This is a genomic window from Caloramator quimbayensis, from assembly GCF_900167605.1.
GTDB lineage: Bacteria > Bacillota > Clostridia > Clostridiales > Caloramatoraceae > Caloramator_B > Caloramator_B quimbayensis.
In genome coordinates this window covers 1-1,656 of record NZ_FUYH01000062.1, presented here as the reverse complement: position 1 = coordinate 1,656, position 1,656 = coordinate 1, and the positions used below count along the sequence as shown (strand labels likewise).

The 1,656-nt window shown below is 29.1% G+C and carries 2 protein-coding genes; both read left to right on the top strand.

All coding sequences use genetic code 11. From position 1 onward, the window contains the following. The first annotated feature begins 245 nt into the window (after positions 1-245). Positions 246-812, top strand: coding sequence for a Panacea domain-containing protein (locus B5D15_RS15170; RefSeq protein ID WP_207651480.1), 567 nt, complete (start codon positions 246-248; stop codon positions 810-812). Next, positions 805-1,374 (top strand): hypothetical protein, encoded by a 570-nt coding sequence (locus tag B5D15_RS15165; protein WP_078697930.1) that lies wholly within the window; start codon positions 805-807, stop codon positions 1,372-1,374. The genes B5D15_RS15170 and B5D15_RS15165 overlap by 8 nt, the downstream gene beginning before the upstream one ends. The last annotated feature ends 282 nt before the right edge of the window (positions 1,375-1,656 follow it).

The following is a 1,656-nucleotide window of genomic DNA, read 5'->3' as shown; positions in this document are numbered from 1 at the left end:
CTGCAGGAGCTTAAGGAGCTGATAAGAGAAAGGGAAGAAGCTTTAAAAGAAAACGAGTGATTTTAACCTGGTGCTGTCGAAAGATAGTGCCAGGATTTTTTTTGCTAAAAATCAATTTTTTGGTAATAATAATAATAGTTAATCATAATTATGTAGTAAAAAAGTAAATTATAATAGTAATAGTTATATGACATAAAACGACAAAAAAATCACTGTTGATTAATATAGTGGGAGGGACTATAATTATGCTTAGAATAAACAAAAGAAATATTAAAAATTTTCTTGAAATCAAAAAATTAATATATAAAAAAGATAATATTATATACTTAAGTGAAATGATAATGGGGGATGCTAAAATGGGAGGAACGATTAGCATTTTTGATGTGGCTAATTATTTTTTGTCAAAAGAGTCAATGACGCATAAAAAATTACAAAAGCTTTGTTATTATGCTTATGCTTGGTATTTAACTTTATACAAAGAAAAGCTATATAACGAAAAATTTGAAGCATGGATTCATGGTCCAGTAAATAAGGATCTTTATGATTTTTATAAGATATATGGCTGGCAACTCATTCCTAAGCGAGATGTAACAATTAACATGGATAAAAAAGTTAAAGAATTTTTAGATATTATAATGATGAATTTCGGAAATTACTCAGCTGATGCCTTGGAATTAATGACCCATCATGAGTTACCGTGGATAAATGCACGCAAAGGCTTATCACCATCGGAGCCAGGGTTTGAGGAAATTAAGGATGAGGATATAGTAAAATATTATTCATCTTTACTGGAGGGAGCCCAAATTGAATAAACGGCTTCCTATTACACAAATAACAAAAAATAAAGAAGTTTTTAACAATTTGCCAAAGGCAAATGTTTCTTTTAAAGTTAATAATAATGTTGCTTTTTCTTTTAAGGATTTTAAATGTAAATGCATAAAAACAAAGGATTTTAATAATTGTTTTTCTAATATGTGGGAATATGCTGAATGGTCGTTGATTGTTATTAAAAGAATTTCTAGTTATTCAACTATGACTGTACAAGAACTTAAAGAAGGTGGAAGAAGTACAAGATGCCATCCGGTTTTAGGTAAAGATCTTGAAAAATTGAAAAATATTTTAAGTTTAATAGATTATAAACCTGAATTTTTGACCCAATTAGAGGAAGATGGTTTTTGGGAATTAACAATAGAAAGAGCTCTTGGAAGAATGTATGGATACTTTGTCGACAATATATATTATGTTTTACTTTTTGATCCCCACCATTTAATATATCCTGATCTTAAGATGGGTTGCCAATATGACTTACTACATAAAAATCATGACCCATGGAGTGAGATAGAAAAGATAGAAGATAGAATTTCAGGGTTATAACCCCCTTAGGCTTTTTCTTTTTGCAGGAATCTTCCTCCTCCACCGTCTGAAAGCGAGAGCTTTTGGAGCGGGTGGTTTTTACTATAGTTGAGTTCTATATATAAAACAGAAAACAATTTATAAACATAATAAATAACTACATTTTAAGCATATTTTATTCCCACACTTTTCCCACAATAGTTTTAGATAAAGGTAGTATGCTTTAGTTGGTTAAAGTATAAAAATCCAGTATTATCAATGCTTTTAGGGAATTATAGAAAGATATAAATATAAAAAATCGAA